Genomic DNA, 25,491 nt, shown 5'->3' on the forward strand with positions numbered 1-25,491 from the left:
CTCTGCGGGTGGTTGACGGCGGTCGGCGGACAGGCCCTAAACGGGGGGTGCGACGAACAGCACGTCGGGATCGTTGAACTGCTCCTTGGCCACCGACTCGCTCATGGGGTCGGCGGTGCCCCACTGGTCCTGGGTGATCGGGTCGTCCACGTCGTGGCGTCCCGGGTGCCACAGGTCCTCCTCCAGGACCGCGAGTTCGGTCGTGTACTCGACCGTGTTGCCGTGCGGGTCGTGGAAGTAGGAGAAGGTGTTGTCGCCGGCGAGATGGCGGCCCGGACCCCAGGTGAGCCGGGTCCCGGCGCGCAGTGCCCGCCCCGTACCGCGCATGTACTCCTCCACTCCGCGCATCTCGAACGAGGCGTGGTGCAGGGAGACATGGGGTCCGCGCGCGATGGCGAAGGAGTGGTGGAGCGGGCTGCACCGCAGGAAGTACATGAGGTCGCCCATGTGCGGCGAGTACAGGGTGTCGGTGAGCCGGAATCCGAGGTGCCGGACGTAGAAGTCCCTCAGCCTCTCCGGGTCCTGCGAGTTGACCACGCAGTGCGAGAGGCGCACCGGGATCGCCTCGCGCTCCTCGATCCTGCGGTGTGCGCGCGTCTCGACGTCGGCCGACACCTCCACGACCCGGCCGTCCGGGTCGAAGAAGCGGAAGCCGTAGCCGCCTCCGGGCGTGTCCAAAGCCCCCGGCTCGCCGATGAGTCGAACCCCGGACCGCCCGAGGCGCGGATGCAGCTCGTCCACCGCGGCCGGTGAGGCGGCGCCGAAGGCGACCAGGTCCATCCGCTTCCGCTCGTCCTCGCGGATGCGGACGATGTACTGCTCGGGGCTGCCCTCGGCGGCGAAGAAGGCGATCCCGCTGTCGCCGGCGACCTCGGTCAGACCCCAGGTGGTGCCGTAGAAGGCGCGCTGCCGGGCGAAGTCCGGTACGGCCAGGTCGACATGGCGGAGATGGGTGATGGGCTGGAAGGTGCTGGTCACTGTCCGCTCCTGACGGTGTTGCGCTGGTGGCCGAGGCCCGTGATCTCCGCCTCCATGACGTCTCCGGGCCGGAGGAAGACACCCCAGTGCGCGCCGTTGCCCGCCGGGGAACCGGTGAGCAGCAGGTCGCCGGGGCGCAGGGTGGTGGTCGTGGAGACGTAGGCGATGAGCCGGGGAATGTCGAAGATCATGTCCTTGGTGGACTCGTCCTGGCGCACGGTCCCGTTGTGGCGCAGGGTGATCCGGACGTCCGCGTCTTCGGTGGGGTTGCCGACGAAGGCGGCCGGTACGAGGAAGGGGCCGGTCGGCAGGAAGGTGTCGGCGTTCTTCGCGGTGAACCAGTCGGTGCCGATCGCCTTGAGGTCGGGCCGGTAGAGCCGGTCACGGGTGGTGAGGTCGTTGCAGATGGTGTAGGCGGCGACGTACGACATCGCGTCCTCGGCGGGGATGTGCTTGCCCGTCCTGCCGATGACGAGGGCGAGTTCGAGTTCCCAGTCGTGCTGCTCACCGAGCGCGGGCAGCACGATGTCGTCGTACGGGCCGCAGATCGCGCGGGGCGAGCCGAGGAAGACGTACGGGACGCCGCTGCGGATCCGCTCGTCCATCATCCGCTCGGCGTCCGCGCGGGCCTCCTCGGGCGTGGCGCCGTGCACGCTCTCCTTCTCGGCGGCGACCAGGTCCACCACGTGCTTGCGGTAGTTGGCGCCGCTCTGCAGGACCTGGCCGGGCTCGATGGGGGCGAGGACGCGGAGGTCGGCCAGGGCGTGCCAGGCGCCGGCGGTCTCCTGGGCGAGGCCGGCCAGGCGCGGGAAGAGGGCCTCCCAGTCCTCGACGACCGCGCGCACGGACGGGGCCAGGTCGGACAGGTCGCGTACCCGGGGCCCGACGACCAGGCCCGGGAAGACCAGGGAGCCGTCCCCGAAGGTGCCGAGGGCGAACGGCCCGGTGTGGGAGGGAATTCGGTCGGGCACAGGCTGTCTCCTCGTACGGCGGGTGGCTTGCCGTCGACGCTAGGCAGCGCGGGGGCGGGGCGGAAATGGCGATCCGCGATGCCTGCCATCAGGGGGCGGGAGGCCGTGTGATCAGCGGCCCATCGTCGTACGGGATGGATGACGTCCCCCTTGCCGATGCCTCGATCCGTTGACCCTGCAACGACCCTCCGAGCAGGCTCGGAGCACCATCGGACCTGAGGAGCGAGTGTGATCGTCGAGCATGCCGAACTGACTGTGGAAGCCGGTCGTGAGCGGGTTTTCGAGGCCGTCTTCGACAAGGCCCGCGAGGTGCTCGCCGAGGCGGACGGGTTCCGCTGGACCGAGCTGCTGCGCTGCGAGGAGCGCCCGGACCGCTATCTGCTGCTGGTCGGCTGGACGTCCGTGGAGGCGCACACGGTCGGCTTCCGCAGCTCCGAGCGCTTCCAGCGGTGGCGCGCCCTGGTCGGGCCGTTCTTCGCCGAGCCGCCCGCCGTCGCGCACTACCGCGCGCTCGGCGGCCGCTTCACCGCCTGACCGCACCCCGCCCGCACCTCTGTTCTTCTTCTACGTTCGCAAGGATCGCCCATGGCCGTACACAAGGTGCTCGTCGTCGGCGGCGGCATCACCGGTAGCGTGCTGTCGCTCGCGCTCGCCCAGCGGGGCGCCGAGGTCGAGCTCGCCGAGATATCGCCCCAGTGGTTCGGTGTGGGCCACGGCATCACCGTCCAGGGCAACGCGCTCAAGGCGCTGCGCTCGGTGGGCGTGCTCGACCGGGTGCTCGCCCGGGCCGTCCCGTTCGACGTGATGCGGCTGCGCCGGGCCGACGGCGGACTGCTCGCCGAGCTGCGCACCCCGCACACCGGCGGTGCCGAGCTGCCGTCGACGGCGGGCGCGCTGCGCTCGGACCTTCAGGACGCGCTGTGCGACGCGGTCCACGCGCGGGGGGTGCGCGTCCGGCTCGCGCTGAGCGTGGCGAAGCTCGACCAGTCCCCCGGCCATGTGGACGTCACGTTCACCGACGGCACCAGTGGCCGCTACGACCTCGTGGTCGGCGCCGACGGCATCAACTCGCGGATGCGGCAGCTGATCGGCATCACCACCAGGCCCCGCCCGGTGGGTATGTCGATCTTCCGGGTGGTCGCGCAGCGGCCGCCCGAGATGGACTGCGCGGAGGTCTACTACGGCGGACCGCGCTACAAGGCCGGCTACAGCCCGATCTCGCCCGACCAGTGCTACGCCTACCTGCTCGACGAGAACCTCGACGCCTCGCTGATCGGTCCGCGCGCCCCGCTGTCGCTGCTGCGTGAGCGCGGCGCCGGGTACGGCGGCACCTGGGGCAGGATCCTCGCCTCGCTGCCGCAGGACACCCCGGTCGACTACCGGTGGATCGAGGCGATCCTCGTCGACGAGCCCTGGTACCGGGGCCGTACGGTGATCATCGGGGACGCCGCGCACGCCTGCCCGCCGCTGATCGCGCAGGGCGCCGCGATGTGCGCCGAGGACGCGGTCGTGCTCGCGGAACTCGTCACCGGCGGGGCGCCCCTGGAGAAGGCGCTCGACACGTTCATGGCGCGCCGGCTGCCCAGGGTGCGGGTGGTGCTGGAGAACTCGCTGCGGCTCGCCGACTGGGAGATCCATCCGGAGACGCCCGGCGCGGACCCCGGCCGGATCATGTCGGAGACCCTGGACTATCTGACGGCCGCCGCATGAACGTCCCCGTCGTGGACTTCCACGGTCACCTCGCCGTCCCCGCCGCCGACGCGCTGTGCGCGGGCACGCCCGGCCTGGCCGCCGAGCTGGCCGCCGAAGCGCGGGCGCACTCCCCCACGTCGCTGGCGGTCAACCGCGCCCAACTTCAGCGTCTCGCACCGAGGTTGACGGATGTCACGACCAGGCTCGCCGACCTGGACGCGATGGGTGTCGACCTCCAGGTGGTCGGCCCGATGCCGATGCACCACTACTGGGCGGACGCGGATCTCGCCGTACGCCTGGCGCGCACGGTCAACGAGGCCGTGGCCGAGCACTGCGCGGTGGCGCCGGAGCGGCTGTACGGCCTGGGCACGGTCCCGCTCCAGCATCCCGACCTCGCCGTCGCGCTGCTCGACAAGGCGGTCACGGAGTACGGCCTGTACGGGATCAGCGTGTCCACGACCGTGGACGGACGGGAACTCGCGGACCCCGCGCACGACCCCGTATGGCGGCGGGTCGAGGAACTCGGCGCGGTCGTCCTCGTGCACCCCTGGGGCTGCTCGCTCGGGGAACGGCTGGCCACGCACTACCTCGGCAACACGGTCGGGCAACCCCTCGAGACGACGGTCGCGCTCTCGCACCTCATCTTCAGCGGTGTCCTGGACCGCTTCCCGCGCCTCAAGCTCGTCGCCGCGCACGGCGGGGGCTATCTGCCGACGTACATCGGCCGTTCCGACCACGCCTGGCACATGCGCGAGGACGCGCGCGGCTGCGCTCGGCCGCCGAGCGCGTATCTGCGGCGCATGTGGTTCGACGCGCTCGTCTACACCCCGGGCGGACTGCGCCATCTGGTCGAGGAGGTCGGCGCGGACCGGGTCGTCCTCGGCACCGATCATCCCTTCGACATGGGCGTCGAGGACCCGGTGGCCCGGCTGGACGCCGCCGGGCTGTCCTCGGCCGACCGTGTCGCCGTCGCCGGGGGCAACGCTCTCGACCTGCTGCAGAAAGGACGTACTCGATGAGCCTGGGTCCGATTGAGGAAGAGCTCGCCAAGGCCCGTTCCGCCTACCGGAACTGGGGCCGTTGGGGTGAGGACGACGTGCTGGGCACGCTCAATTTCATCGACGACGCGATACGGGCGCACGCGGCGGGCCTGGTCCGGCGGGGCCGGTCGTTCTCGCTCTCCCAGGAGTTCAACGAGGGGGGTCCGCAGCGCGGTTTCCGTGGCCGGATCAACCCCGTCCACTACATGAAGGACACCGGTTCGGACGCCGCCGCCGGGACGCAGGGCTTCCCGCACGGCTTCGGGGGCGCCGACGACCATGTCGTGATGCCGCTCCAGGCCTCCACCCAGTGGGACGGCCTCGGGCACATCTACGACAACAAGCAGGCCTGGAACGGGCGTCCGTGCACCATCGTCAACGGCGACGGGGACTCGGTCACCGGCATCGAGCACATGAAGGACGCCTTCACCGGGCGCGGTGTCCTGCTCGACGTGGGCCGCGCCGTCGGCGACGAACACGGCGAACTCCCGGACGGTTTCGCGATCCTGGAGGAGCATCTGCGCGCCACGATCGAGGCGCAGGGCGCCACCTCCTCCGTACGGCGCGGCGATCTGGTCCTCATCAGGACAGGGCAGTTGGGGCGAGTACGGCGACTCGGCGCGTGGGGCGGTTACGCCGCCGGGGACGCCCCGGGCCTCTCCTTCACCACGCTCGGCTGGCTGCACCGTACGGAGATCGCCGCGATCGCCTCCGACACGTGGGGACTCGAAGTACGCCCGTACGAGTTCGCCCAGCCCGCGATGTCCCCGCTGCACCAGATCGCCATCCCCAACATGGGCCTCCCGCTGGGTGAGATGTGGGACCTGGAGGAGCTGGCGGAGGACTGCGCCGCCGACGGTGTCCACGAGTTCCTGCTGATCGCGGCGCCGCTGCCGGTCACCGGCGCGGTGGGCGCCCCCGTCAATCCGATCGCGATCAAGTGAGTACGAGCGTGCACATCGACCGTTTCTCAGGCACCCTCCGCTTCCCCGGCGACGCGGACTTCGCGGAGGCGTGTTTCGGCCGGGTCTTCAACGCCCACCGGCCGTCGGACCGTACCCCCGCCGCCGTGCTGACGGCCGGGTCCGAACAGGACGTCGTCGACGGCGTACGCCTCGCCCTGGAGCGGGGCTGGCAGGTCGCCGTCCGCTCCGGCGGGCACAGCTGGGCCGCCTGGTCGGTGCGCGCGGACGCGCTGCTGATCGACCTCGGGGGCCTGCGCGAGATGGCGTACGACCCGCGGACCGGGATCGTGACGGCGACCCCCGGCATCAAGGGCGGCGACGAGCTCAACCCGTATCTCGGAGAGTTCGGGCGCTTCTTCAACGGCGGGCACTGTCCCTCCGTCGGCATCGGCGGCTTTCTGCTCCAGGGCGGACAGGGCTGGAACGCGCGCGGCTGGGGCTGGGCGGCCGAGAACGTCGTCGCGATCGACGTCGTCACCGCCGAGGGCGAGCTGGTGCGTGCGGACGAGACGCACCACAGCGACCTGTTCTGGGCGGCGCGCGGCGCGGGTCCTGGCTTCTTCGGGGTCGTCACCCGCTTCCATCTGCGCACCCGCCCGCTGCCGATGCATCTGGCGCACACCGTCCACGCCTACCCACTGGGCCTCTTCGACGAGGTCATGACCTGGCTGCACGGCATGCACCACACCGTCTCCGACCTGGTGGAGATCGTCGCCCTGACACAGACCCCGCCCACCGGGGACGGGCCGGTGCTGCTGGTCACGGGCGTGTCGATGACCGACACCGCCGAGCAGGCCGCCGAGGCGCTGGCCCCGCTGCACGCCAACCCGTACGCGGACCGCGCGCTGCTGCGGATCGAGGCGCAGCCGACCACCCTGGCCGAACAGCTTCGGGGCCAGCGCCTCGCCAACCCCGAGGGCCACCGCTATCTCGTCGACAACGCCTGGCTGACCGGGTCAGCCGCCGAGGTCGTGCCGGCGATCCGGAAGGCGTTCACCGAGCAGCCGACCCGGCGGACCTTCACCATCTGGTTCTCGATGGCCCCGCTGCGTGAACTCCCGGACATGGCCTTCTCGTTGCAGTCCGAGATCTACTGCGCCACCTACGTCGTCCACGACGATCCCGGGCGCGACGCCGAGCTGCGCGGCTGGCTCGACGAGGCGATGGCGGCGATGCGGCCGGTGACCGCGGGCCAGTACCTCGGGGACTCCGACTTCACCGTGCGGCAGCTGAGGTTCATGGGTGACGCGCAGTGGGAGCGGCTTCAGGAGATCCGGGCGGCTCGCGACCCGAAGGGCCTTTTCGTGGGCCATCTGAGCGCCGGGCCCGTCACCAACACCAACGACTGGGAGCGATAGGGCATGCGGTTCACGACATACGCGTACGAGGGTGTGGAGCGCGCCGGGGTCGTGCGGGACGGGATCATCCATCCGCTCCCGCCGGGCACGACCGTCCTGTCGCTCGTCGAGCAGCAGACGCTTCATGCCGCCGGCGGCGAAGCGCTCTCCGTCGAGAGTGACTTGACGGTGGATCAGGTGCGTCTGCTGCCCCCGCTGAAGCCGCCGTCCATCCGGGACTTCGTCGGTTTCGAGGCGCACATCGAGGGGGTCGCCAGGTCGCTGGACGGCCTGGAGCAGGTGCCCGAGGAGTGGTACCGGGCGCCGAACTTCTACTTCACCAACCCGCACGCGGCCTACGGCGCGCACGACGACGTTCCGGTACCTGCGGGCTGCTCGGTGCTCGACTTCGAGCTGGAGGTGGGCGCGGTCGTCGGCCGTGCGGGCCGGGACCTCACGCCCGAGCGGGCCCGCGAGCACATCGTCGGCTATCTCGTCTTCAACGACTGGTCGGCGCGCGATCTGCAGAAGCCGGAGAAGAACCTCGGTCTCGGCTTCTCCAAGGGCAAGGACTTCGCGAACACCCTCGGCCCGTATCTGGTCACGGCCGACGAAGTGGCGGACCGGCGCGACCCGGACGGCTTCCTCGACCTGGAGATGACGGTCACCCTGAACGGCGAGCTGATCGGCCGCGACACCCTCGCCAACGTCTCCTGGACCTTCGAGGAGATGGTCGCCTACGCCACCCGTGACGCCTGGGTGCGCCCCGGCGACATCCTCGGCTCGGGCACCTGCGGCTGGGGGGCGCTCGCGGAGTTCTGGGGACGCGTCGGGGAACGTACGCCGCCGCCCCTGAAGCCCGGCGACGAGGTGACGCTCACCGTGGAGCGCCTCGGCAGCGTCTCCAACCGGATCGTCCCCGGGCGCGCGGACGTGTATCTGCCGCGGGCCCGCAAGCGCGGCCGGACGCCCCGGCCGTAACCCTCCGTACCCCTTTCGACCTGCACACATCCGGGGATCCGATGGCAGCCATCGGATCCCTGTGAGTTGTCCCCCGGACCCTTCCTCGGCGGGAACCCGGTCGTTACGCTCCCGTTTCACCGAGCTTCAACGACGCGGCCGGAAGGAGACACACATGGGTCTCGGAGCGATCGACCTGAATCTCCTGGTGGCGCTGGAAGCCCTCCTGGAGGAGAAGAACGTCACCCACGCCGGGGTGCGGCTGTCCACCAGCCAGTCCGCGATGAGCGGCTCGCTGGCCCGGCTGCGGCGGCACTTCAACGACGAGCTGCTGGTGCGGGTGGGCCGCGAGTACGAGCTGACGCCGCTCGCGGAGCGCCTGCTGCCGGTCGTCCAGGCCTCCCTGCACAAGGCCGAGGAGGCGCTCTCGCTGACCCGGCACTTCGAGCCCGCACGCAGCCGGCAGCGCTTCTCGGTGGTGATGTCGGACTATGTGATGACGGTGTTCGTGGAGCCGCTGCTGCGGGCCATCGCGCAGGAGGCGCCGGGCGTCCGCATCGACTTCCACCCCATCGTGGACGGGCAGTTGGAGACGGAGACCCATCTGCGCTGTCACGACCTGATGATCGTGCCGCTCGGGTACCAGCTGCCGGGGGTCAGCGAGGCCGTGATGCACGACCGGTTCGTGTGTCTCGTCGACCCCGACAACCCGCGGCTGGTGGACGGGCGGCTCGCCCTGCGCGACCTGGCGGAGATGCCGCACGCCGCGTGCGGCATCGGCAAGCTCACTCCGGCCGACCGCCAGCTGGAGACCCTCGGCATCACGCCCAGGGTGCAGGTCAGTACGCCCGGCTTCAACGTGCTGCCGTTCCTGGTGAGCGGCACCGACCTGGTCGCCCTGGTGCCCGAGCGGCTCGCCCGGCGCTACGAGGGCTTCGCCCGCTGTGCCGTCGTACCGACGCCGTTCCCGGACGTGCCGCTCGTGGAGGCCATGTACTGGCACCACAACCGGCACGCGGATCCCGCGCACCGGTGGCTGCGCGAGACGGTCCGCAAGGTGGGCGCGTCGCTGGACGATCCCGCGCCCGCGGAGATCGCCGACGTGGATGCCAGCCATGGCGAACGCGCGTTTCCGGAGCTGGCCCCGGCTTCCTAGCGTGGGGAGCGAACCCCCGCCCCCTTGGAGGAAGCCGTGAGCCGCACGCGCCTGGCCGGTCGTACCGTCGTCGTCACCGGAGCCGCACAGGGCCAGGGAGCCGTGGAGGTGGCCGCGGCGGCCCACGAGGGTGCCTCGGTGGTCGCCACGGACGTCCTCGACGAGCCCGGCGAGAAGCTCGCCGCCGCCCTGCGCGCCGAGGGCCTCGACGTGCGCTACCACCACCTGGACGTGTCGTCCCCGGACGACTGGGCGGCCCTGGCGACCTCCCTGGAGGCCGTGCACGGGCTCGTCAACAACGCCGGGATCCCCATGCGGGCCCGCCTCGGCGCGGTCGAACTCGCCGACTGGAACCGGGCGTTCGCGGTGAACACCACCGGCCCGATGCTCGGCGTCCAGGCCCTCGCCCCGCTGATGCCCCCAGGGTCCTCGATCGTGAACGTCGGCTCGGTGGCCGGTCTCACCGCCCATCACGCGGTGGCGTACACGGCGAGCAAGTGGGCGCTGCGGGGCCTGTCGAAGGTGGCCGCGCTGGAACTGGCGCCGCGCGGCATCCGTACGAACGTGATCCACCCCGGTTACATCGAGACGCCCCTGATGGCGACGGCCAACCCGGTCTTCACACGGGCGCACCTCTCGATGACTCCGCAAGGCCGCCCGGGCAGCTGCGAGGAGGTCGCTCCGCTGGTCGTGTATCTACTTTCCGACGAGTCGTCCTACGTGAACGGCGCGGAGATCACCGTGGACGGCGGCTACTCCGCACACGGCGGCGTGAAGGCGATCACGAACGCGCTCGACTCGGTGTGACCACCCGGCCCGGGGACGGTCGCCCCGGACGGGTTCCTACGCCGATCGGCACTGCGCGAGCCGCTTCTCCAGAAAGCGCCGCTCGGCGGCGTTCTCCACGAGCTCCAGCGCCCGGTCGTACGCCTCGGCCGCCTCCGCCGGGTGTCCCACGCGGCGCAGCAGATCCGCGCGGGTGGCGGGCAGCAGGTGGTAGCCGTCCAGCTCGCCCTCCCGCTCCAGCTCCGCGACGAGCGCCAGCCCCGCTTCCGGGCCCTCGGACATGCCCACCGCCACCGCACGGTTGAGCCGCACCACGGCGGAGGGCACGAAGCGCGCCAGTTCCCCGTACAGCGCGGCGATGTCGGCCCAGTCCGTGTCCTCGGCCGTCGCGGCGGTGGTGTGGCAGGCGGCGATGGCGGCCTGGATCTGGTAGGGCCCCGGGCGTCCGCGGCGCAGGGCGTTCTCCAGGAGGGCGGCGCCCTCGTCGACGGCGGCCTTGTCCCAGGCGGTACGGTCCTGGTCCTCCAGCGTCACCAGCTCGCCGGCCGCGTCCACCCGGGTGGCGCGCCGGGCGTCGTGCAGCAGCAGGAGGGCGAGCAGACCGAGGACCTCGGGTTCGTCGGGCATCAGTCGGGCCAGGACCCGGGCGAGCCGGACGGCCTCCGCGCAGAGGTTCGTGCGCACGAGGTCGGCGCCGGCCGTGGCGGCGTACCCCTCGTTGAAGAGCAGGTAGACCACGCCGAGGACGCCGGTGGTGCGTTCGGGCAGCAGATGCGCGGGCGGTACGCGGTAGGGGATGCCGGCGTTGCGGATCTTCCGTTTGGCGCGCACCAGGCGCTGCGCCATGGTCGCCTCGGGCACGAGGAAGGCGCGGGCGATCTCGGGGGTGGTGAGTCCGGCGAGGGTGCGCAGGGTCAGTGCCACCCGGGCCTCGATGGGGAGCGCCGGGTGGCAGCAGGTGAAGACGAGGCGCAGCCGGTCGTCCCGGACGCCGCTGTCGTCGCCGTCGTACTCGGGGTCCCCGGGCCCCTCGTCCCGTGCCAGCACCGCCGCCTCCCGCAGTTTCTGGGCCCCCACCGCCTCGCGGCGCAGCACGTCCAAGGCCCGGTGGCGTGCGGTCGTGGTGAGCCAGGCGCCGGGGCGGCGCGGCACTCCGTCGCGCCGCCACCGGTCCAGGGCCTGGGCGAAGGCGTCCTGTGCGCACTCCTCGGCGAGGTCCCAGTCGCCGGTCACCCTGATCAGGGTGGCGACGACCTGACCCCATTCCTCGCGGAAGGCGGCGGCGACCGCCGCCTCCACTTCGCCGATGTCGTTCACTCCCAGACCGGCCGCACCTCGACCGAGCCGCCGCCCAGCGCCGCCGGATGCCGGGACGCGAGCGCGATGGCCTCGTCGAGGTCGGCGACCTCGATGAGGTCGAAGCCGGCCACGTACTCCTTGGACTCCACGAACGGCCCGTCGCTGAGCAGGACTTCGTCGCCCTGGACACGGACGGTGGTGGCGTCGGTGGACGGTCGCAGCCGTGCGCCGCCCTTGACGATGTCGCGGCTGCGGACCTCGTCGATGTACGAGGTGAAGCGGGGATCGTCGGCGATCTGCGCGGGGCTCAGCTCCTCGCCGCCGACGGGAGTGCAGATGAACAGGACGTACTTCATGACAGGCCCTCCGTGACGCCGGTGTCGAACGGGATCGAGGTGTGCTGGTGGACGATCTGCCAGCGGTCGCCCGCGGCGCGGTAGCCGGTGGTCACCCGGGCGGTGGTGTCGAGCGGTTCACCGGTGGCGAGCGTGGCGCGGATCCGTACGAGCGCGTGGCTGAAGGCGACGCTCTCGTCGATCCGTACGCGGAAGTCGGACACCTCGCGGTGCACGGGCCCGCTCAGGGTGGAGAACCACAGCTCCTCCGCCTTGCGCAGGGCTTCGACGCCGCTCTGTTCCAGACCGCTCACGGGGTGGAACACCTCGACGTCGGGGGCGTAGCAGGCCATCGCCCGGTCGAAGTCCCGATCCCGGCCGGCGGCGGTGAGTTCCGCGTCGAGCCGACGGATCTCGGTCTCGGCGTCCTCGTCGTCCCAGAAGGCGCGCACCTCCATGGCGCCGATGGTCGCCACGGGGTGCTGCGCGGCCACCTCGACGGCCTCCTCCAGGCTGTCGCAGTCGAGGATGTCGTATCCGGCGACGTACTCCTTCGTCTCGGCGAACGGCCCGTCGGTGCGCAGCACCTCGCCGTCGCGCACCCGCACGGTGACCGCCTCGGCGGGGAGCCGAAGCCGGTGGCCGTGCAGCCGGACGCCGCTGCGGGCGCCGTGTTCCTCGACCCAGGGCTCGACGGGGGCCATGCCCGAGGCGTCGGCGGTGTCGTCGCCGCAGACCAGCAACATGTACTTCATGGTTCCTCCCGGTGCTCATGAACTTCCTACACCCCACCGACGAACGGGACCGCGCCGAATCGACACCCTGGGCACGCGGAGAGGCCGGGACCCGGGTCCCGGCCTCTCCGTGAAGTTCCGCGCTACGCGGTAGCCGCCCGCACCGACGGCTCACCGCCGGCGCCGACCGCCGCCCGGGCGGTGTTCTTGCGCACCAGCAGCAGGGTGACCAGCGCGCCGAGCAGGGAGGCGCAGCCGCAGATCACCACGCCGAGGGCCATGCCGTGGCCGAGCGCGGTCTGCGCGGCGGCCCTGGCGCTGTCGCTGCCCGCGTTGACCACGGCGAGCGGGCCCGCGGCGGCCTCCATGCCGGCGTCCGCGCCGTTGAGCTTGCCCACCAGGGCGGAGGACGCGGCGCTCATCGCGATGGTGCTGATGACGGCCGGGCCGAGGCCCTGGCCGAACTCGCGGACCAGGCTGGTGGCGCCGCTGGCCATGCCGGTCATGTGGATCGGTACGGCGTTCACGGCGGCCGAGGTCAGTGAGGAGACGACGCAGATGAAGCCGATGCCGAGCAGCAGCACCGGGCCGATGAAGGCGGCGAGGGAGGTCGTGGTGATGGGCAGTGCGGCGATCCAGAACTGTCCCGCGGCCATCGGCAGCAGTCCGCCCATCAGGAGCCAGCGGGCGTCGACGCGGGTGAGCATCCTGCTGAGCACCGGTGCCAGGAGCAGCGGGATCAGCTGGAGGATCACGAACGGCATGCTGGCGCGCAGCGCGCTCAGATGCATCACGGCGCCGAGGCGGATGGAGACGCAGTACGCGGTGCCGATGAAGCCGAACATGCCGGCCAGGGCGACGACGGCCGCCGCGGCGAAGGACGGGATCCTCAGCAGGTCCAGGTTGAACATGGGTGAGGCGGCGCGGGTCTCGGCGACGACGAAGCCGACGAGGGCCACCGCCGCGAGGGCCAGCGAGCCGACGATCGCCGCGCTGCCCCAGCCGCGGTCGCCGCCCTCGATGATGCCCCAGAGCAGGGCGGTGAGGCCGACGGCGATGGTGATCTGGCCCGGCCAGTCCAGGGCGCGGCCCTCGGGGGCCTTGGAGTCGGTGACCAGTTTCCAGCAGGCGACCGCGACCGCCAGGCCGAGGACGACGGGCGGCACGAACGCCCAGCGGAAGTCGGCGACCGTGGCGAGCACCCCGGAGGACAGCGGTCCCACCGCGGAGGCGAGGGAGATGCTGAGCGCCCAGGTGGAGACCGCCTTGGCGCGGTCCTTGCCGTCCGGGGTGGCGGCCGCGATGACCGCGAGGGAACTGGGGAAGAGTGCCGCGGCGCCGATACCGGCCAGCGCCTGTCCGGTCCACATCATGGTGATGTTCTGGGAGGTGGCGTTGAGGAGTTCACCGAGCGCCAGGACGAGGCCGCCGAGCACCAGCAGGCGCTTGCGGCCGAAGAGGTCTCCGACCACACCGAAATTCAGTTCAAGAATGGCGGTGGGGAGAATGAAGGCGGACGTGACCCAGGCGACCTGGGAACCGGACGCCCCGAAGGCGGCCTGGATTTCACCATTGATGGGGGACGGAACGGTAATGCACAGTTGCGCGGCGGCGACTGCGAGACAGCAGGCTATGAGTGTTCCGAGGTCCAGTTTCTTCAAAGAGGCCGTGGAGATGGAATCCGTCATCGTGCGTGCCCTCACTCTGCGTTTTTCTCTATGAGTTCGATGAGATTTCCCTCGGGGTCGGTGACCCAGGCCATGCGAATACCGGGTTCGGGGGAAGGGCCCGGTTTCATGGCCTCGCCCGCTCCGTGCGCCACCAAGGCCGCGTAGACGGGGTCGAGTTCCGGGGTGGTGACCGCGAAGTGCCCGTATCCCTCGGTGAGGGCGGCGGTCAGCGGGTCCGGGGCCCGCAGCCCCGGCGCGGATCCGGACCTGGCGAGGAGTTCGATCCGCCAGCCGTGCGGATGTTCCAGGACGACGGCGCTCAGACCGGGTCCTTCGAGGGTGAACTCGAAGACGGTCCTGAGTCCGAACGCCTCCTGGTACCAGATGGTCTGGGCGGGCAGATCGCGTACGTTGACGCCCACGTGGTCGAGTCGGACGGTCACCGGCGCTCAGCCGGCCATCGCGCTGTCGCCACCGTCGACCATCAGGTTGGCGCCGTTGACGAACGCCGCCTCGTCGGAGCAGAGGAAGGCGGCGGCGCGCGCGATGTCCTCGGGCTCCCCCACCCGGCCCACCGGGATCCGCGCCTCCAGCTGCGCCTTCGGTCCGTCCGGGTCGTCGAGGAAGGGCGCGGTCGCGGAGGTGCGGGTCATACCGGGGGCGATGGTGTTGACCCGGATGTGGTGCGGGGCGCCGGCCGCGCACAGATGCTTGCTCATCGCCAGCACCCCGCCCTTGGCGGCGCCGTGCGGGACCATCGGCATGAAGGGGGCGCCCCGGACGGCGGCCACCGAGGCGACGTTGAGGACGGCTCCGCCGCCGCGGGCGATCAGGTGCGGCCAGGCCGCCTGCGTACAGAAGTAGGGGATGTCGAGCTCGTTCTTGATGGTGAAGTACCAGTCCTCGGCCGGCATGGTCGCGAACGGCCCGTTCCGCAGTGCGGAGGCGTTGTTGTAGAGGATGTCGATCCCGCCGAGGACCTCGATCCCCGCGTCGATCCACTCACGGGCGCCCGCCTCGGTGGAGAGGTCCACCGGGGCGAGGGACCGCATGACACCGCCGGCCTTCTCGACGAGTTCCACCGTTTCCGCGGCGGCGTCGGCATCGAGGTCGCAGCCGAATACGGTGGCGCCTTCCGCGGCGAATACCTGGGCCGCGGCCCGCCCTATTCCGGCCCCCGTTCCGCTGATGAAAGCGATTTTTCCGGCCAGTCGACCCATGATTGCCATGTCCCTTGTCCAGTGCCGCCGGTGTGCGGTGCTGGAAGCGTAGGGACGGCCATTGACCAGAACAAGAAAAGGGTCGGCGCAGGGGCATCGCGGTGTCGTATGGCTGGTATGCGGTGCGGTGGCGTACGGCGGTATGCGCGCGGTCAGCCGTGGGAGGTGCCCAGCCGTACCGGAAGTGCGCGCACGCTGTTGCCGACGAAACTGGAGTGCCGGGAGAGTTCCGCCTCCGTCACGGCGAGGTCGAGGTCGGGGTAGCGGGTGAACAGCCGCTCCAGGGCGATGGTCGCCTCCATGCGTGCCAGCGGGGCGCCGAGGCAGTAGTGGGCGCCGTGCCCGAGGGAGAGGTGTCGGGCGGCGCCGGACCTGCCGGGCCGGGTGACGTCGAAGCGGTCGGCGTCCGGGCCGTGCACGGACGGGTCGCGCCCCGCCGCCGAGTAACCGGCCAGCACGGGCGTCCCCTTGGGGATCACCGTGCCGTCGACGGTCAGGTCCCGCACCGGATAGCGGAAGGGGAAGTAGCTGACGGGCGCGTCCCAGCGCAGGGTCTCCTCGACCACGTCCGCCCAGCCCACCCCGCCCTCGCCCTTCATGACCAGCTCCAGCTGGTCCCGATGGCCGCAGAGCGCCCGTACCGCGTTGGTGAGGAGGTTGAGGGTGGTCTCGTGCCCCGCGATGATCATCAGTACCAGGGTGCCGATCAGCTCCTCCTGGCTGAGCCTATCGCCCTCCTCGTCCCGGGCGGCGATCAGCGCGCTGGTGAGGTCGTCGCCCGGCCGCTCGCCCCGCGCGACGGCCACGGCGGCGAGCACGGCGACGAGTTCACGGTTGGCCGCCAGGGCCTTCTCGGGGCCGATGTCGGTGGCGACCACCTGGTTCGACAGGTGGTGCAGCCGGTCGCGGTGCTCCGCGTCCACCCCGAGCAGTTCCCCGATGACCCCCATGGGCAGCGGCATCGCGAAGTGCCGCCGCAGATCGGCGACTCCGCCGTCCCGCTCGGCCGCGGCCCGGAGTTCTTCGAGCAGTCCCGCCGTCAACTCCTCGATCCGGGGCCGCAGTTCCTCGACCCGGCGCGCGGTGAACGCCTTGCTCACGAGCGAGCGCAGGCGCCGGTGGTCCTCGCCGTCCGCGGTCGTCATCCCCCGTACGGTCGCGAAGGTCGCGAGCGGCCACCCCGGCGCTATCCGCCCCTCCCGCAGCGCGGTGAAGTGCTCGGCGCCCTTGGCGACTTCGGGATGCGCGAGGAAGTCCTTCAACGCCTCGTGACCGAGCACCGCCATGCCCGCCACCTCGCCGGGCAGCACCACCGCCGCGACGGCGCTCCGCTCGAGCAGCCGCGCGTTGTCGGCGTGCGGACAGCCACCGGCCGGGTCCATGCGGTGCGGCATGACGGGAGAGGTGTCCACCGGAGGTCTCCTTATGGGCGTGGGGAGTCGGGCGCGGGCGCTGCGAACCGTTACGACGAAGGATTCTGCCCGCTCGGCCTCGTGACCGACAGCGAGGGCGCACGCGCCGATCCGCGGTTCTTCCCCCGGATGAGCCCGCGTCCACGGTTGGATGGTTCCATGACCGACGAGCACGAGCGGATGATGCGGGCCAACCAGGCCAACTGGGACGCGCGGACCCCCGTCCATCTCGCCAGCCGGTTCTACGGGCTGGGCGAGAAGCTCGACCCGGCGCGCTGGTTCGCCGCCTTCGAGTGGGAGGACCTCGGGGACCTGGCCGGCCTCGACGTGCTCCATCTCCAGTGCCATCTCGGCACCGAGACGATCGCCTTCGCCGAGCGCGGCGCGCGGACCGTCGGCCTGGACATCTCCGAGGCGTCCGTGGCGGCCGCTGCCGGCATCGCGGCACGGGCGGGCGCCGACGTGACGTACGTACGGGCCAATGTGTACGACGCCGTCGAAGCCCTGGACGGGCGGCGGTTCGACGTGATCTACACCGGCAAGGGCGCCCTGTGCTATCTGCCCGACCTGGACCGCTGGGCCACCGTCGTCGCTCAACTGCTGCGCCCGGGAGGGAGGTTGTACATCGCCGAGTTCCATCCGCTGCTCAACGCGCTGGGCCCCAAGCCCGCCGAGGGCGAGGGCACCGAACTGCTGCTGCGCCACGACTACCTGGGCGGCCGGGACGCCGTGCACCGGAACGCGACCTACACGTACACCGACGGACCGGCCGTCGAGGGCGCGACCGACAGTTACGAGTGGATGCACGGAATGGACGAGGTCATCAACGCGTTGACGACAGCGGGACTCGGTATCCGCCGACTCCGGGAGAGCGACGAGCTTCCCTGGCCGCGCTGGCCGCAGATGGTCCGTACGCCGTCCGGCTGGTGGCGCCTGCCGGAGGGGGAGCCGCGCATTCCGCTGCTCTACGGCCTCCTGGCCAACCGTTGAGAGACAGATCACAGCCACTTCGCCACAGGCCGTGGTAGTCTGCGTTCAGCACTTGTGTACGCCCCGTCTCGGGCGCCGGTGCTGAATCCCCTTCTTTCGCTGACATGCCCGTCGCGTTTCCGATCGGGCGACCAGCTTCTTCGCATCACCTTCCGAGCGCGGTCAGCCGTAGCTCCTTCAGGTGATCTTCCCCGCCGCACCGAGGCGTGAGCACGCCGCCTCCCCCCGGCACACCCCTCCCTTCTTCATGACCTCATGTTTCCGTCCTCGAAAGGACCACCTCTCATGACCACCACACTCGAACACCCTCCCGTACAGAAGCAGCTCCCGGCCCACGCCACCGGTGTCCTCGACATCGCGCACAACGGGCAGGGGTACCTGCGCGCCGCCGAGAGCTGCCTGCCCACGCCGACCGACGTCCAGGTCTCCGCCGCGCTGATCCGCCGTCACGGCCTGCGCAAGGGCGACACCGTCGAAGGCGTACGCGGCGGACCCCGCGCCCTCGCCGAGGTCGAGCGGATCAACGGCCGCACCCCCGAAGAGCTGCGCCGCCGCCCGCACTTCCACGACCTCACCCCGCTGCACCCGCGCGACCGGCTCCGCCTGGAGCACCCGGCGAGCGGCATGGCCGGACGCGTCGTCGACCTGGTCTCCCCCGTCGGCAAGGGCCAGCGCGGTCTGATCGTCGCCCCGCCCAAGACCGGCAAGACGGTACTGCTCCAGCAGCTCGCCGCCGCCGTCGCGGGCAACCACCCCGAATGCCATCTGATCGTGCTGCTCCTCGACGAGCGGCCCGAAGAGGTCACCGACATGCGGCGCTCCGTCCGCGGCGAGGTCTACGCCTCGACCTTCGACAAGACGCCGAAGCAGCACATCGCCCTGGCCGAGCTCGTCGTCGAGCGCGCCAAGCGGCTCGTCGAACAGGGCGAGGACGTCGTCATCCTGATGGACTCGCTCACCCGGCTGTGCCGCGCGCACAACAACGCGGCCGCTTCCGGTGGCCGCACCCTCAGCGGCGGCGTCGACGCCGCCGCGGTGCACGGTCCCAAGCGGTTCTTCGGCGCCGCGCGCCTCGCCGAGGAGGGCGGCTCGCTCACCATCCTCGCCACCGCCCTGGTGGAGACCGGCTCCCGTGCCGACGACTACTTCTTCGAGGAGCTCAAGAGCACCGGCAACATGGAGCTCCGCCTCGACCGTACCCTCGCCTCACGGCGTGTGTTCCCGGCCGTGGACATCATCCCTTCCGGCACCCGCCGCGAGGAACTGCTCCTGCCCGGGGCCGAGTTGACAGCCGTACGCGGCCTGCGACGCGCCCTGCAGACCCGGGACGCCCAGGCCGCCCTGGACACCCTGCTGGAGCGGCTGCGCGCCACGCCGGACAACGCGACCTTCCTGCGTCAGGTCCAGCCGACCCTGCCCACCGCCTGACCCCACCGCGAATCCGCCGCGCCGGACCCCCGGACCTCTCCCGCGTGTGGCATCCGGGTACTGCATCCCCTCGCTCGGGCCTGGCACCCCGGCGCACGGCGACTCCGTTCCTACGTTGACGGTATGACAATCGGATTCCCATCCCGGATGGTCGTCTCGTTGACCGCCTTCTCCTGCTCCGCCCTCTGTGTGGCCGGAGCACTGGCCCTCGCGCCGAGTCCGGCCCTCGCCCGCCTCGGTACGGGCCTGCCGAGACCCATGGCCGCCCAGACGCCCTACCTCCAGCGGGCCGGGACGCAGGTACGCACACGGTCCGACGCCCCCGCGCTGCCGGACATCTCGGCGCTGTCGTGGATGGTGGCCGACTCAGACACCGGCGAGGTGCTCGCCGCGCACGACGCGCACCGCAAGCTGCCGCCCGCCAGCACCCTCAAGACCCTCTTCGCGCTCACCGTGCTCCCGGCGCTGCCCGCCGGCATCCAGCACACCGTCAAGGAGGAGGAACTGGAGGGGATCGGCGACGGCAGCAGCCTGGTGGGCGTGGCCGCGGGGCACACCTACAGCGTGTCCGACCTGTGGCGCGGGGTCTTCCTCAACTCCGGCAACGACGCCGTGCACGTACTGGCCGCGATGAACGGCGGCTGGCACCGGACGGCGGTCCGGATGCAGGCCAAGGCCCGCTCGCTGGGCGCCCTCGACACCCATGTCGAGTCGCCCGACGGCTACGACACCCCCGGCCAGGTCTCGTCGGCGTACGACCTCGCGGTCTTCGGACGGGCCGGCCTGCGCAACCCGGAGTTCGCGCGCTACTGCTCCACCGCCCAGGCCACCTTCCCCGGCGACGGCTACCCGTACCAGATCCAGAACACCAACCGGCTGCTGACCGGCGCCGACGGGGTGGCGCCCTACCCGGGCCTGATCGGCGTCAAGAACGGCTACACCACCAACGCGGGCAACACGCTCGTCGCCGCCGCGCACCGGGGCGGACGTACCCTCCTCGTCACGGTGATGAACCCTCAGGCGGGTGGCGGCACCACGGTGTACGAGGAGGCCCGCTCGCTGCTCGACTGGGGCTTCGCGGCCGCCGGGCACGTCGAACCCGTCGGATCGCTCCCCGACAGCCGGCCCGCCCCGGCGGCGGGCGCCTCGCCCGTACAGGCGAGGACCGGGTCCGCGGGCGGACCCGACGGTGGCTGGCCGGAGGCGGCCGGAATCCTGGGCGCCGCGGGTCTGGGCGCGGGCGGAGTGGCCCTCGCTCTGCGCCTCAAGGGCGTGCGGGCCACCCGCGACTGACCCGCCGGCAGCCACAGCAACAGCCCCAGTGTGATCCACGTGTACGTGTTGCTGCCGAGGAATCCGTCGAGGCCGGAGGAGTCGTCGAACCAGAGCCACACCACGCTGCTGCACAGCACCGCGTACAGGGCCGCCGCGACTCGCGCCCGGTGCCGGTGCAACAGTACGGCGAAGGACGGCAGCAGCCAGACGAGGTGGTGCACCCAGGTGATCGGGCTGAGGAGGCAGGCGGCGAGCCCGGTGAGGGCGAACGCGGCCGTCCAGTCCTCGTCGGCCAGCGCCCACGAGGTCCGCCATGCCCACACGCACAGGATCAGCAGGGCGGTCGCCGCCCACACGGCCCGACTCGGTTCGCCCGGTGCGGCGAGCCGGGCCAGGACGCCCTGCAGCGACTGGTTGGAGACATAGGCGAGTCGCCCGATGCGATTGGTGTCCCACAGTGCCTCGGACCAGTAGAAACGCGAGGCGTCCGGCGCCGCCCAGGCCGCGAGACCGGTGGCCGCGGCGGCGACGGCCGTCGCGACGCCGGCGGCGCGCCAGCGGCGGCCGAGCAGCAGCAGACCGATGAAGAGCGCGGGGGTGAGCTTGATCGCGGCGGCCAGCCCGATGCCGGCGCCCGCCCGGCGTCCCCGGCCGGTCGACAGCAGCCAGGCGTCGCTCAGGACGAGGGCCAGCAGCAGGAGGTTGACCTGCCCGAAACTGAAGGTGTCGCGGACCGGTTCGAGCAGGGTCAGCAGACAGGCCGCGAGGGCGTAGCCGTACCAGCCGTAGCGGCGCAGCGCGGGCCCGACCAGGATCCACACCACGACCGCCAGCGCCACGAGATTGAGCACCACGGAGACGGCGATCGCGATGCGCAGCCCGACAAGCGCCATCGGCAGCATGGTCACGGCCGCGAACGGCGGATAGGTGAATCCGTACGTGGTTCCCGGCACCCAGTAGTCGTAGATCCGGCCGCCGTGGTGGACCCAGGCGTCGACGGTGCCGTAGTAGACGCGCAGATCGAACCAGTCGCGCAGCAGCGGCACGGTCGCGGTGAACACGCCCACCGAGACGGCGAGAGAGAGCAGGCCGAGCAGCCGTCGGCCGTCGGTGTCCAGTTCTCTCATGCCGTCCGTCCCAGCACCGGCGGCTGCGCCGGCTCCTCGGCCCGGGCGGCCTGACGGGCCTGCCAGAGCACGACGAGGGCGAGCGCGCCGCCGGACACGGCCAGCACCACCTGATCCACGTCCGGCGGTCCGCCGCTGGGCAGTACGGCGAGCGCGAGTACCGCACTGGCCGCCGCGACCCGGTGGCGCACCGAGCCGTTGGGCGCCGCGGCGGCGATGAGGAACAGGCCCCACAGGGCGTACCAGGGGCGGATCGCGGGTCCGAACACGGCGACCGCGCCCAGGCTCAGGCCCAGCGCGTAGATGGGGCCCGGCCGCAGGCGCAGCCATATGAACAGGACGACCAGGACGGTCACCACCAGCCCGGTCGCGTGCCAGACGGGCATCGCCAGCGGGGCGAGACCGCTGCCGAGATCCTCCAACAGGGCGCCGGTGGCGCGGCCGAGGACGCTGGTGGGCGACCAGTTGTGCGGGGAGACGGGGGTCTTCAGGGCCGCTACCCAGCCGTACCCCGTGCCCGTCACGGCGGTCACCGCGGCCGTGGTGGCGAGCGCGACCCCGGTCGTGGTCAGGACCGTGCGCAGTACTCCGCGACGCCCGCGCAGCGCCACCACCGCCAGCAGGCCGAGTGCAGCCGGCGCCTTGACCAGTGCGGCGAGGGTGATGAGGACGACGCCCAGCAGGTGCCATCGGCCGCGCGCGGCGACCAGGCCGACGCCGAGCAGTCCCAGCATGATGGCGTCGTTGTGCGCACCGGCCACCAGGTGCAGCAACACGAGCGGGTTGAGCGCGCCGAGCCACAGCGCGGCGGCCGGGTCGGCACCGCTGTGCCGGGCGAGGCGGGGCAGCGCCGCCGCCATCAGGCCGACGCCGAGCAGCGCGACCAGGCGCATGCCGAGCAGGCCGGCCGGTATCTCCCCGCGGGTGAGGCCGGCCAGCGCGGAGGCGACGGCGAGGAAGACCGGACCGTACGGCGTCGTGGTCTGCTGCCACACCGGTGCCACCTCGTCGGCGAGCGGCCCGCCGAGCTGCGCGGGCCCGTTGGCGTACACGTCGATGTGCGCGTCGACCATGGCGCCCTGCGCGAGATAGCTGTACACGTCCCTGCTGAACAGCGGCGGCGCGAGCAGCAGCGGCGCCGCCCACGTGGCGAGCACCAGGAGCAGTGCGCGTGGCGTCGGCGGCTCCGGGCCGCGTACGACCTTGCCGAGCAGCACCCACGCGGCGATCAGCAGGACGACGCCGAAGTAGACCCCGACCACGCCGAGTACGGCACGCGCGGAGCCGGGGTCGAGGAAGTCCCGCGTGGGCAGGGCGCCGGCCGTCTCACCGCCGAGCGCGAGGAAGGCGGTACCGGTCAGGCCCAGGGCCTGACAGCGGTGGAGATCGAGGGGAGCCTTGGCCAACACTTGGCAAGCGTGTCAAGGGCGGGTGGCCGGAAAGCGACGTCGTGCCTTCCCTGCGGGGTCCGTAGAGTTACCTCCGTGTGGTGCTTCGCCGGGTGCGGGTGCGTTGTGGCTTGTCGCGCCCACGCGGCGGAGCCGCATATTGTCACAGCCCCGCGCCCCTGACGGGGCGCTCCACCGGGCCGGGACGGGGTGAACCCCGCCCGTACGGACTCAGAACACCGACACGCCCGTCAGTGTCGTGAAGCGGTCCAGGGCCGCCACGCCCGCCACCGAGTTGCCCCGCTCGTCCAGACCGGGGCTCCAGACGCACAGGGTGCAGCGGCCGGGGACCACCGCGATGATGCCGCCGCCGACGCCGCTCTTGCCGGGGAGGCCGACGCGGTAGGCGAAGTCGCCCGCCGCGTCGTACGTGCCGCAGGTCAGCATGACCGCGTTGACCTGCTTGGCCTGGCTCTGGGTGAGCAGTCGGGAGCCGTCGGCGCGCAGGCCGTGCCGGGCCAGGAAGCTCGTGGCGAGGGCGAGGTCGGCGCAGGACGCCTCGATCGAGCACTGGCGGAAGTACTGCTCGAGGAGGACCGGTACCGGGTTGTCGATGTTGCCGTACGAGGCCATGAAGTGGGCGAGGGCCGCGTTGCGGTCGCCGTGGGTGGCCTCGGAGGCGGCCACCTCCTTGTCGAAGGTGAGTTCGGCGTTGCCGCTCTCCGCACGGAGGAAGGCCAGCAGGGTGCCGGCCGCGTCGCCGGTACGGGTCTGGAGCCGGTCGGTGACGACCAGGGCGCCCGCGTTGATGAACGGATTGCGCGGGATGCCGTTCTCGTACTCCAGCTGCACCAGCGAGTTGAAGGGGTTGCCGGACGGTTCGCGACCGACGTGTTCCCACAGTTCGTCGCCCTCACGGGCCAGGTCGAGGGCGAGGGTGAAGACCTTGGTGATGGACTGCGTGGAGAACGGCTGCCGCCAGTCCCCCACGCCGTACACCGTGCCGTCGATCTCGGCCACGGCCATGCCGAAGCGCCGGGGGTCGCAGGCGGCCAGCGCCGGGATGTAGTCGGCGGGCCGCCCCCGGCCGGGTGTCTGTCCGATCTCGGTGGCGATGCGCTCCAGGACCGGCTGGAAGGTCGGGGACGGCGGATACGGCGGATACGACGAAGACACAGCCATGATCACCATTGTGCCGCCGGACCGGTCCTGGTGCGCATCGGGTCACACCGCCTGCGGGGTGCCGCTGCCCGCGATCACCTCGGGCCGCAGCAGCGCCGCCAGTCGCTCGGCGGGCAACAGGCCCTTCTCCAGGACGAGTTCGGCGACGCCGCGCCCGGTGGCGAGGGCCTCCTTGGCGATGTCGGTGGCGGCCGTGTACCCGATGTGCGGGTTCAGGGCGGTCACCAGGCCGATGGAGTTCTCGACCGCGGCGCGCAGGACCTCCGTGTTGGCGGTGATCCCGGTGACGCAACGCTCGGCGAGGGTCAGGCAGGCGGTACGCAGGTGGGTGATGCTCTCGGACAGGGAGTGCAGGATGATCGGCTCGAAGGCGTTGAGCTGGAGCTGCCCCGCTTCCGCGGCCATGGTGATGGTGACGTCGTTGCCGATGACCTCGAAGGCGACCTGGTTGACGACCTCGGGGATCACCGGGTTGACCTTGCCGGGCATGATGCTCGAACCGGCCTGCACCGGCGGCAGGTTGATCTCGTTGAGGCCCGCGCGCGGCCCGGAGGACAGCAGCCGCAGGTCGTTGCAGCTCTTCGACAGCTTCACCGCGATCCGCTTGAGCACGCCGGACATCTGGACGAAGGCGCCGCAGTCCTGGGTGGCCTCGACCAGGTTGGCGGCGGTGACCAGGGGCAGCCCGGTGATCGCGGCGAGGTGGCGGCGGGCGGATTCCGCGTACCCGGCGGGGGCGTTGAGGCCGGTACCGATGGCCGTGGCGCCGAGGTTGATCTCGTGGATCAGCTCGACGGCCTCGGCGAGACGGCTGCGGTCCTCGTCGAGCATCACCGCGTACGCCGAGAACTCCTGCCCGAGGGTCATCGGCACCGCGTCCTGGAGCTGGGTGCGCCCCATCTTCAGCACGTCACGGAACTCGAAGGCCTTGGCGGCGAAGGCGTCCTGGAGCACGGCCATCGCCTTGAGCAGCTCGCGCACCGCGAAGACGGTGGCGACCTTGACGGCGGTGGGGTAGACGTCGTTGGTCGACTGGCCGAGGTTGACGTCCTCGTTGGGGTGCAGGTACTGGTATTCGCCCTTGGCACGGCCGAGGAGCTCCAACGCCCGGTTGGCGACGACCTCGTTGGCGTTCATGTTCGTCGAGGTGCCGGCGCCGCCCTGGATGACGTCGACGACGAACTGGTCGTGCAGCTTCCCGGCGCGGATCTCCCGGCAGGCCGCGACGATGGCCATGGCCTTCTCCGGTTCCAGCAGGCCGAGTTCCTCGTTGGCACGGGCGGCGGCCTCCTTGACGGCGGCCAGGGCCTCGATCAGATGCGGGTAGGCGGAGATCGACGTTCCCGTGATGGGGAAGTTCTCGGTGGCGCGCAGGGAGTGGATGCCCCAGTACGCCTCGGCCGGGACGTCGCGGTCCCCGAGCAGATCGTGTTCACTGCGGTGCGCTACGGCGACGGTCATGACTGAGCGGTCCTCTTTCGGAGAGGTGAGGGCGGAATGGAGGAGGCGTAAGGGCGGGTCGGTCGGGGCGAGCTGCTAATCCGGC

At 71.5% G+C, this 25,491-nt stretch carries 23 protein-coding genes and 1 pseudogene; 11 read left to right on the plus strand and 13 right to left on the minus strand.

All coding sequences use genetic code 11. The features are described 5' to 3' along the window. Window positions 1–36 precede the first annotated feature (36 nt). On the minus strand, window positions 37–978 hold the full coding sequence (locus FNV62_RS09195; protein WP_144315038.1) for a VOC family protein: 942 nt from the start codon (window positions 976–978) through the stop codon (window positions 37–39). Continuing rightward, window positions 975–1,949 (minus strand): fumarylacetoacetate hydrolase family protein, encoded by a 975-nt coding sequence (locus tag FNV62_RS09200; RefSeq protein WP_144315040.1) that lies wholly within the window; start codon window positions 1,947–1,949, stop codon window positions 975–977. Before FNV62_RS09200 ends, FNV62_RS09195 begins: the two co-directional genes overlap by 4 nt. A 228-nt stretch (window positions 1,950–2,177) precedes the next feature. On the opposite strand from FNV62_RS09200, the gene FNV62_RS09205 reads away from it, so the two are divergent. The 8 genes from FNV62_RS09205 (at window position 2,178) to FNV62_RS09240 (ending at window position 9,906) form a co-directional block, all read left to right on the plus strand. After that, complete coding sequence (locus FNV62_RS09205; protein WP_097283418.1) at window positions 2,178–2,483, plus strand: antibiotic biosynthesis monooxygenase family protein; 306 nt, start codon at window positions 2,178–2,180, stop codon at window positions 2,481–2,483. Window positions 2,484–2,534: 51 nt separating this feature from the next. Next, window positions 2,535–3,659 (plus strand): FAD-dependent monooxygenase, encoded by a 1,125-nt coding sequence (locus tag FNV62_RS09210; protein WP_143612651.1) that lies wholly within the window; start codon window positions 2,535–2,537, stop codon window positions 3,657–3,659. Beyond that, window positions 3,656–4,660 (plus strand): amidohydrolase family protein, encoded by a 1,005-nt coding sequence (locus tag FNV62_RS09215; protein WP_097283420.1) that lies wholly within the window; start codon window positions 3,656–3,658, stop codon window positions 4,658–4,660. The genes FNV62_RS09210 and FNV62_RS09215 overlap by 4 nt, the downstream gene beginning before the upstream one ends. Further along, on the plus strand, window positions 4,657–5,625 hold the full coding sequence (locus tag FNV62_RS09220; RefSeq protein WP_144315042.1) for a cyclase family protein: 969 nt from the start codon (window positions 4,657–4,659) through the stop codon (window positions 5,623–5,625). Before FNV62_RS09215 ends, FNV62_RS09220 begins: the two co-directional genes overlap by 4 nt. An 8-nt stretch (window positions 5,626–5,633) precedes the next feature. After that, window positions 5,634–7,004: an FAD-binding oxidoreductase gene (locus FNV62_RS09225; protein ID WP_144316444.1), complete on the plus strand. Its 1,371-nt coding sequence runs from the start codon at window positions 5,634–5,636 to the stop codon at window positions 7,002–7,004. A gap of 3 nt (window positions 7,005–7,007) precedes the next feature. Next, window positions 7,008–7,964: a fumarylacetoacetate hydrolase family protein gene (locus FNV62_RS09230; protein ID WP_144315044.1), complete on the plus strand. Its 957-nt coding sequence runs from the start codon at window positions 7,008–7,010 to the stop codon at window positions 7,962–7,964. Window positions 7,965–8,118: 154 nt separating this feature from the next. Then, entirely contained in the window at window positions 8,119–9,099 is a 981-nt protein-coding gene (locus FNV62_RS09235; protein WP_054233294.1) for a LysR family transcriptional regulator, read from the plus strand. A gap of 36 nt (window positions 9,100–9,135) precedes the next feature. Next, entirely contained in the window at window positions 9,136–9,906 is a 771-nt protein-coding gene (locus FNV62_RS09240; RefSeq protein WP_097283424.1) for an SDR family NAD(P)-dependent oxidoreductase, read from the plus strand. 36 nt (window positions 9,907–9,942) lie between these two features. Here the strand turns inward: FNV62_RS09240 and FNV62_RS09245 are convergent, their stop codons facing one another. The 7 genes from FNV62_RS09245 to FNV62_RS09275 all read right to left on the minus strand — a co-directional run bounded on the left by FNV62_RS09245 (window position 9,943) and on the right by FNV62_RS09275 (window position 16,525). Further along, window positions 9,943–11,202 (minus strand): RNA polymerase sigma factor, encoded by a 1,260-nt coding sequence (locus FNV62_RS09245; protein ID WP_205522235.1) that lies wholly within the window; start codon window positions 11,200–11,202, stop codon window positions 9,943–9,945. Beyond that, complete coding sequence (locus FNV62_RS09250; RefSeq protein ID WP_060896254.1) at window positions 11,199–11,540, minus strand: YciI family protein; 342 nt, start codon at window positions 11,538–11,540, stop codon at window positions 11,199–11,201. The genes FNV62_RS09245 and FNV62_RS09250 overlap by 4 nt, the downstream gene beginning before the upstream one ends. Next, window positions 11,537–12,274, minus strand: coding sequence for a nuclear transport factor 2 family protein (locus FNV62_RS09255; RefSeq protein ID WP_097283425.1), 738 nt, complete (start codon window positions 12,272–12,274; stop codon window positions 11,537–11,539). The genes FNV62_RS09250 and FNV62_RS09255 overlap by 4 nt, the downstream gene beginning before the upstream one ends. 122 nt (window positions 12,275–12,396) lie before the next feature. Further along, window positions 12,397–13,941, minus strand: coding sequence for an MFS transporter (locus FNV62_RS09260; RefSeq protein ID WP_144315046.1), 1,545 nt, complete (start codon window positions 13,939–13,941; stop codon window positions 12,397–12,399). An 11-nt stretch (window positions 13,942–13,952) separates the two neighbouring features. Beyond that, window positions 13,953–14,366 carry a VOC family protein gene (locus tag FNV62_RS09265; RefSeq protein WP_097283427.1) on the minus strand — a complete coding sequence of 138 codons (414 nt, stop codon included), beginning with the start codon at window positions 14,364–14,366 and terminating at the stop codon, window positions 13,953–13,955. Between the two features lie 6 nt (window positions 14,367–14,372). Continuing rightward, entirely contained in the window at window positions 14,373–15,152 is a 780-nt protein-coding gene (locus FNV62_RS09270; RefSeq protein WP_225900213.1) for an SDR family NAD(P)-dependent oxidoreductase, read from the minus strand. A 143-nt stretch (window positions 15,153–15,295) separates the two neighbouring features. Beyond that, window positions 15,296–16,525, minus strand: coding sequence for a cytochrome P450 family protein (locus tag FNV62_RS09275; protein ID WP_144316445.1), 1,230 nt, complete (start codon window positions 16,523–16,525; stop codon window positions 15,296–15,298). A 189-nt stretch (window positions 16,526–16,714) separates the two neighbouring features. Between FNV62_RS09275 and FNV62_RS09280 the strand changes: the two genes are divergently transcribed. The 3 genes and pseudogenes from FNV62_RS09280 to FNV62_RS57535 all read left to right on the plus strand — a co-directional run. Beyond that, on the plus strand, window positions 16,715–17,545 hold the full coding sequence (locus tag FNV62_RS09280; RefSeq protein ID WP_144315048.1) for a class I SAM-dependent methyltransferase: 831 nt from the start codon (window positions 16,715–16,717) through the stop codon (window positions 17,543–17,545). Between the two features lie 285 nt (window positions 17,546–17,830). Next, on the plus strand, window positions 17,831–18,973 hold the full coding sequence (rho, locus tag FNV62_RS09285; RefSeq protein WP_143654528.1) for a transcription termination factor Rho: 1,143 nt from the start codon (window positions 17,831–17,833) through the stop codon (window positions 18,971–18,973). Window positions 18,974–19,327: 354 nt separating this feature from the next. Beyond that, window positions 19,328–19,930: pseudogene (locus FNV62_RS57535) on the plus strand (D-alanyl-D-alanine carboxypeptidase family protein); the annotation flags it as partial. A 59-nt stretch (window positions 19,931–19,989) separates the two neighbouring features. Here FNV62_RS57535 and FNV62_RS57540 read toward each other — a convergent pair. The 4 genes from FNV62_RS57540 to aspA form a co-directional block, all read right to left on the minus strand. Further along, window positions 19,990–21,375 (minus strand): glycosyltransferase 87 family protein, encoded by a 1,386-nt coding sequence (locus FNV62_RS57540; protein WP_144315051.1) that lies wholly within the window; start codon window positions 21,373–21,375, stop codon window positions 19,990–19,992. Further along, entirely contained in the window at window positions 21,372–22,784 is a 1,413-nt protein-coding gene (gene mptB / locus FNV62_RS09300; protein WP_144315052.1) for a polyprenol phosphomannose-dependent alpha 1,6 mannosyltransferase MptB, read from the minus strand. The genes FNV62_RS57540 and mptB overlap by 4 nt, the downstream gene beginning before the upstream one ends. A 210-nt stretch (window positions 22,785–22,994) precedes the next feature. Beyond that, window positions 22,995–23,954 (minus strand): glutaminase, encoded by a 960-nt coding sequence (locus FNV62_RS09305; protein ID WP_054233282.1) that lies wholly within the window; start codon window positions 23,952–23,954, stop codon window positions 22,995–22,997. Window positions 23,955–23,987: 33 nt separating this feature from the next. Then, a complete protein-coding gene (gene aspA, locus FNV62_RS09310; protein ID WP_060902532.1) occupies window positions 23,988–25,406 on the minus strand; it encodes an aspartate ammonia-lyase in 1,419 nt (472 codons plus the stop codon). Between the last annotated feature and the right edge of the window lie 85 nt (window positions 25,407–25,491).

Origin of the sequence: Streptomyces sp. RLB3-17, from assembly GCF_007113425.2 — a bacterium.
GTDB classification, from domain to species: Bacteria; Actinomycetota; Actinomycetes; order Streptomycetales; family Streptomycetaceae; genus Streptomyces; species Streptomyces mirabilis_D.